General features: G+C 61.1%; 3 protein-coding genes and 1 pseudogene. 1 reads left to right on the plus strand and 3 read right to left on the minus strand.

What is annotated here, in order from left to right; translation table 11 throughout:
- Positions 1 to 259: 259 nt before the first annotated feature.
- Together HV770_RS37905 and HV770_RS37910 are read right to left on the minus strand one after the other, a co-directional pair.
- Positions 260 to 2,656, minus strand: coding sequence for a beta strand repeat-containing protein (locus HV770_RS37905; protein ID WP_175166513.1), 2,397 nt, complete (start codon positions 2,654 to 2,656; stop codon positions 260 to 262).
- Between the two features lie 454 nt (positions 2,657 to 3,110).
- Positions 3,111 to 4,298 carry an MFS transporter gene (locus tag HV770_RS37910; protein WP_175166514.1) on the minus strand — a complete coding sequence of 396 codons (1,188 nt, stop codon included), beginning with the start codon at positions 4,296 to 4,298 and terminating at the stop codon, positions 3,111 to 3,113.
- A 72-nt stretch (positions 4,299 to 4,370) separates the two neighbouring features.
- Between HV770_RS37910 and HV770_RS37915 the strand changes: the two genes are divergently transcribed.
- A complete protein-coding gene (locus tag HV770_RS37915; RefSeq protein WP_175166515.1) occupies positions 4,371 to 4,940 on the plus strand; it encodes a CGNR zinc finger domain-containing protein in 570 nt (189 codons plus the stop codon).
- Positions 4,941 to 5,178: 238 nt separating this feature from the next.
- On the opposite strand, the pseudogene HV770_RS37920 reads toward HV770_RS37915, so the two are convergent.
- Positions 5,179 to 5,332: pseudogene (locus HV770_RS37920) on the minus strand (IS30 family transposase); the annotation flags it as partial.

Here is a 5,332-nt window from a genome sequence, read left to right on the forward strand (position 1 = left end):
TTCAGCGTCTCGTCATCGCCGCGACACCCCCAAAGACAGCCAAACGCGCCGACGGGCCAGGTTTCCCCGTCGGATTGCAACTCCGTCGAGTTTCCACACGGCCTGGGTCGATTTGCGCCGACCGCCGACCGCCGACCGCATCGGCCTGCCCGCTTTACCAATGACACCCGCTTGAGATACGGTTGCCAGTTCCCCAAGCGAAGTCGTGCGAAACTGCCACGGAGGCTTACTCAGGACCGTAGTCACCCGTACCCGGATATCAGGGTCCGGCCAACCAGCGCAGCGTCGGCGGCCCGTACATGACCCAGGTACCGGTCGCGCTGAAATCCCAGGTCGGGCCGAAGTTCGCACGGTCGAGTAGCTGGGCATTAGTGAGTCCGCCCGCATCTGCCACGGGTGTTCCCGAGCCTACCCCCGCAGTCGCGCCGGAAGACTCGCTGTTCCAGAACACGTCCGGGGCGATGCTTCCGCTATTGATGCCCGCGATACCGCCAGTCGTCGCACCCGGATCAGGCTTGAGCGTCGATTGGGAATAGGATTCGCGGATCGCTCCCGCATTGCGGCCAACGATGCCGCCGACCACCGCGCCACCGTTCACGCCACCCGCTCCGATATCCTCCGAGATGGATTGGTTGATCCGGCCATTGTTCACGCCGACAAGTCCACCGAGTGTGGCTTGCGGACCGCCCGTCACCGTGCCCAACGCAATTGACTGGTCGATGCAACCGTCGTTCGTACCGGCAAGGCCACCCACCGTTCCAGCCCCGCTTACGCTTACCGCGGCGAATGACTGTTCGACGCGGCCCCGATTTTCACCCACCATTCCGCCTGCCACGCTGCTTGTGTCGCCCGTGGATTGGACCGTACCGAAGGCACTGGCCCGGACTATCAACCCGTAGTTAATGCCCGCCAGCAAGCCGATCGGTCCACCTGAGGATGTCGCCGCGCTGTCATGGAATGCAAAATTACGCACAACGCCCGTCTTGCCGATCACGGCGAAGAGTCCGGTATCGGCGCCGGCGGAGATGTTCAGTCCCGAGATGCCGCCATGGCCCATACCGTCGAACTGGCCGGTGAACGGTGTCGCGGCGCTGCCAATACTGTTGAAATCCGTCAGACTTTGTGAAGCGATTGCCCGGTTGCCCATCGCATAGTTGCCGGAGAGGTTGTTGTTCACCGCATTAAGGTCTGCCAGGTAGTTGACGAGCTGATAGGCAGTGATCTGCGTTACCAGGCCACTAAACGGCGCGGCGCTCCAGGAAGGATTGCTGCGCAATCTGCCGGGCGTGTAGCTGCCGTTCATGTCGTAGAGCGCCGTGACGATGCCCGTGCTTCGCGACCAGTCGATGGTGCCCAGGTTGGTCACACTGCCGCCGTTGTCGAATCCAGCCCAGTCGGCATTGAGAATGAGTGAGCCTGTGCCGTGATTGGCGATGGTCGCGTTCGGTGCGATGCTCAGCGAGTGCGTTGCGTCGAGCGTTAGCGACCCGGCTCCGTGCCAGCGTATGCTCGCGTCGATCGCAATGTTTCCCTCGCCGGTCGCCCCCAGCATGCCGTCGCCGTTTGCGTTGACGTTGATCGAGGCACCGCGGCTCAGGCTTGCGCTCAGCGTGCGAGCGGTGGAGGCGTCCGCGATGAAGTCCCCGGTCGTGATGTTCCAGGTTTTCGCCTGTACGTCCGCGCCGCCGACCTCGACCTCTTTGCCGGACATATCAACCGCGCCGCCGCTGCCGTCCGCATTGCGTGCGCTGATCTGCGCCCTGCGCGCATCCACGCTGCCGGTGTTGATCACCGACGTCGCGGTCTCGGTGTTCGCGACGAGCCACACGTGGCCGGCGCGTGTCGCCGTGCCAGCGGCGCGCAGCGCGCCCGAATGACCCGCCAGCGCGAAAATGTTGCCGTCGGCCGCCTGCAAATTGATGATCGCCGCCTGCACTGTACCTGTGTTCGTCACCGTGCCGCTGCTTCCGAGGTCCACAGAAACTTGCCGATCGTTGTCGTCAAACAGACGCACCTGACGCCCCACGGCGAGTTCGGCATTCCCATTTGGCGCATCGATTGTCCCCGCGTTCGTGACCTTATTAGCTGATACGAGAAACACGTCCCCGCCCGACGACATAAGCTTGCCGAGATTGATCACATTCGCCGTGGAGTTGCCCGTGTACAGCGACCCACCGATCGCGGGCGGATTCAAGAATGTGTCGTTGGGGATGTCGAGCGTAGAAGCGACGAAGCGGCCGCCCGTCGAGACTACGCCGTTTCGCCCGATTAAAACCCCATGCGGGTTGACAAGGTACACACTGCCGGTGCCGTTCAGCGTGCCCATGATTGCGGAGAAGTCGTTACCCGTCACGCGATTGAGTGTCGCGCCCATGCCGTTGCTGATCGAGACCGTGGCGCTCCGTCCGATCGAGAAACTGTCCCATTCGATGATGCCCCGCGAGCCTGTTTGCGTGATGTTCAGGTTCGTGCCGTTCTGCGCAATGCTTCCTGATCCGCCTACGAAGCGGCCGCCTTGCGGCAGCGGCCCTGCCGCGAAGGCGTGTTGTCCAGAGAGCAGTACTGTCAGTGCAGCGATAAACAGCGAGAGCTTTCGCGACGACCGACCGTTTCCGGATGTGCGTTGCAGACGCGCCAATTTGGCAGCAGGGCTCATACGTCGTCCGTGTAACGGAGTACGGTCGGCACGCGCGAGAAAGGGCGCGAACTGCGCGACCCGTGTATGAAGAATAGAGCGAGACGTTATCCAGATGCGCCTAAATCTACGCGTTTTGCGCCCTTCGTCACAATGTGCGTTGCTTCAAGGTTCCCACACGAAGGATAGGCCGACTTCGCGGCCTCGCCCACGCGGATGAAGGCGCGGCGCGGATTAAAAGGTCGAAGACTAGCGGCTAATCGAATGGCCGTTCGGGTTGGGGAAGCTGCCCTCGCTTTCGCGTCAGGCGGAAGGACGGCTATGGGTCGGCTCAGGCCTTCCGCATGAAAGCCGCTGCCGGAGCGATTGCCGCTCTTGGGCACCACGCGGGCCATGAAGAGCCATTCAGATCTGCCTTCAAATACGCCCTCGCTACCGGCTTTCGACGGAGGTCGTTATACGGTCGTGCGCGGGCCTACTCTAGCGACACCTGGCGCGGAATTGCCGGAAGTATCAGCGAGGACGCTATGAATCCGATGCCCCCGACGCTGCCGAATATCGCCCATGTTTCGAGCGATGTGCCGTTCACCATGAGCCAACTGCCGGTGTAGTAACCAGCGGCGCCACCGAGTGCCCCGGCGGCACTCAGCGTGCCGAAGAACGCCCCTTGGCTTCCGTCGATCGCCAGCGATGCTGTCATGGTTTCCAGTGCCGGTAGCATGATTGTTTCGATGACTGTGTATCCAGCGATGAATAAAACGAACCAGCCGAGGCTGTCGAATGCGGCCACGCTGGTGAAGGCAATTGCAGCAGCCAGGTAGGCATACCTGGTGGAGGTCACCGGATTTATTCGGACGAGCCAGCGTTTTGCCGTCAGCATAAATGTCAGTCCGATCACGCCGTTCACAACATAGACCGCGGATGCCGCGTGCGGACCCGCCAAGCGTCCGGCATACAGTGGAAATGCGACATACAGTTGCGGGAACAAGAAAAACCAGGGGAACGCTGCGGCGATCAAACGCCATAGATCCCGGTTAGCCGCCGCCGTGCGCAGACCTGACAGAACAGAACGGCGATCCGATGTTTCGGGGAGCTCGACCTTCAGTCGAAGGACAGTTGCGCCGAGCAAGCCAAACAAAAGGGCGCTTGCTCCGAACGCGAGACGAGTATCGGCCAGTCCCGCCAGTCCGCCGATTATCGGGCCGACGGCAGTCCCCATGTTCAGCATCTGGTTATTGGCGGCGAACAGGGCGGAAAGCGACGCCTTCGGTTGGCGACCGAGGATTCCATACAGGCCAGCTTCGTAACAAGCGACGCCCGAACCAGCCGCGAAGGCAAAGCATACCCAGGCGGTCACGTCGTTAGTGACGCCGAACCCAAGAAATCCCAGTCCTCTCAACCCAAGCCCCAGCGCCATCATTTGCCGGGAGCCGAAGCGGTCAGCGATCGCGCCGGCAATCAGCGGCAGCGCCTGGGCGGAAAGCAGGTTCACCGACATCACGGTCGCAAGCGCCACGGAATTGAAATGCAGCGTTATCGACATATGTAACGCGAGAAGCGGAACCGTCATGAAGTGCGAAGCGTTCATCACGCCCTGCATCCGCAACAGTGTCCGGACGTCGCGTGAAAAGGTCGGACTGATCGAATGAGCCGTGGCGAGCATCTTGCATCCCTGTAACCATCGTCGTATTTTGATGGTTACGTAAACTTTGCGCTTTTGCAACACGGAGACGCCATGCCGGACCACAATCAGACTGCACCGGGAGAGCTTGAAGTCGTGCGGCGGTTCATCAACAGCTGGTCAATTCCAAACGACACGCGTGAAGAAACAGATGCACTGCCTGAATTGGCACGTGCGCCCGAACTGTGGCGCAAGGAATTTCCGCAGCAATCGCGATCGAGGACCGATACGCTGGGTAAGTTGCAGCGGCTCCGTGCCGATCTCCGCAGTGCATGCCAAGCAGAGGCCGCCCGTGAACAAACACTGAATGAGTGGTTCAGCAGCGCTGCACTGAGCTTGAAAACCCAACGGGTGGGGAGCGCGACAAAGCTGTTTATCGAATCGTCGGAAGCAAGCTTCGTCGGCTATCTCGTGGCCGTAGTGGCAAATGCTATTGCGTCGGGCGAGTGGTCGCGTCTGAAGACGTGTCCCGATTGCCAATGGGCTTTTTACGATCACACGCGCAACGGCAGCAAACGCTGGTGCGGTATGACAAAGGGCGGTCCGACCGGCCGGGCGTGCGGGACGATTGCGAAAGTCACGGCGTATCGCATCCGTGAAGCAATGAAGCCTGGCATTGCCTGACGCGGTGTTTCTCGACCGATGGTTGTTACTCCCTCCTCATCTGGAGGGCCATTCTCAGCAAGTCTGAATGTCCGCTTCGCGGCAGGCTAACCGTCCCTTGTGGGTCGCGCACGGCCGACCGCTGTCGCCGGTGGCCTTCGGCTAGGTGTGCGAATCACATGCGGCAGTGGTCGGCCATGAACCGACGTTCGACGGTTCAGGGATGGTGTCAAACGGACGACCGCTCTGCTCGGCGGATTCAACCGGTGGATGCAATAGTTTGCTGGAACCGTTCGGCGGGCGTTTCGTAGTCCAGCGTCTTCCTTGGACGCTCGTTCAGTCGCCTTGCCACAGCGTTGAGTTTGGCCTGCGAATACATTGACAGGTCGGTGCCCTTGGGGAAGTACTGCCTT

Source organism: Paraburkholderia fynbosensis (assembly GCF_902859935.1).
GTDB classification, from domain to species: Bacteria; Pseudomonadota; Gammaproteobacteria; order Burkholderiales; family Burkholderiaceae; genus Paraburkholderia; species Paraburkholderia fynbosensis.

What these genes read in the sequence shown, in the direction of transcription:
- HV770_RS37910 (WP_175166514.1), bottom strand. Translation starts at nt 4,298, where the DNA reads ATGCTCGCCACGGCTCATTCGATCAGTCCGACCTTTTCACGCGACGTC.
- HV770_RS37915 (WP_175166515.1), top strand. Translation starts at nt 4,371, where the DNA reads ATGCCGGACCACAATCAGACTGCACCGGGAGAGCTTGAAGTCGTGCGG.
- HV770_RS37905 (WP_175166513.1), bottom strand. Translation starts at nt 2,656, where the DNA reads ATGAGCCCTGCTGCCAAATTGGCGCGTCTGCAACGCACATCCGGAAAC.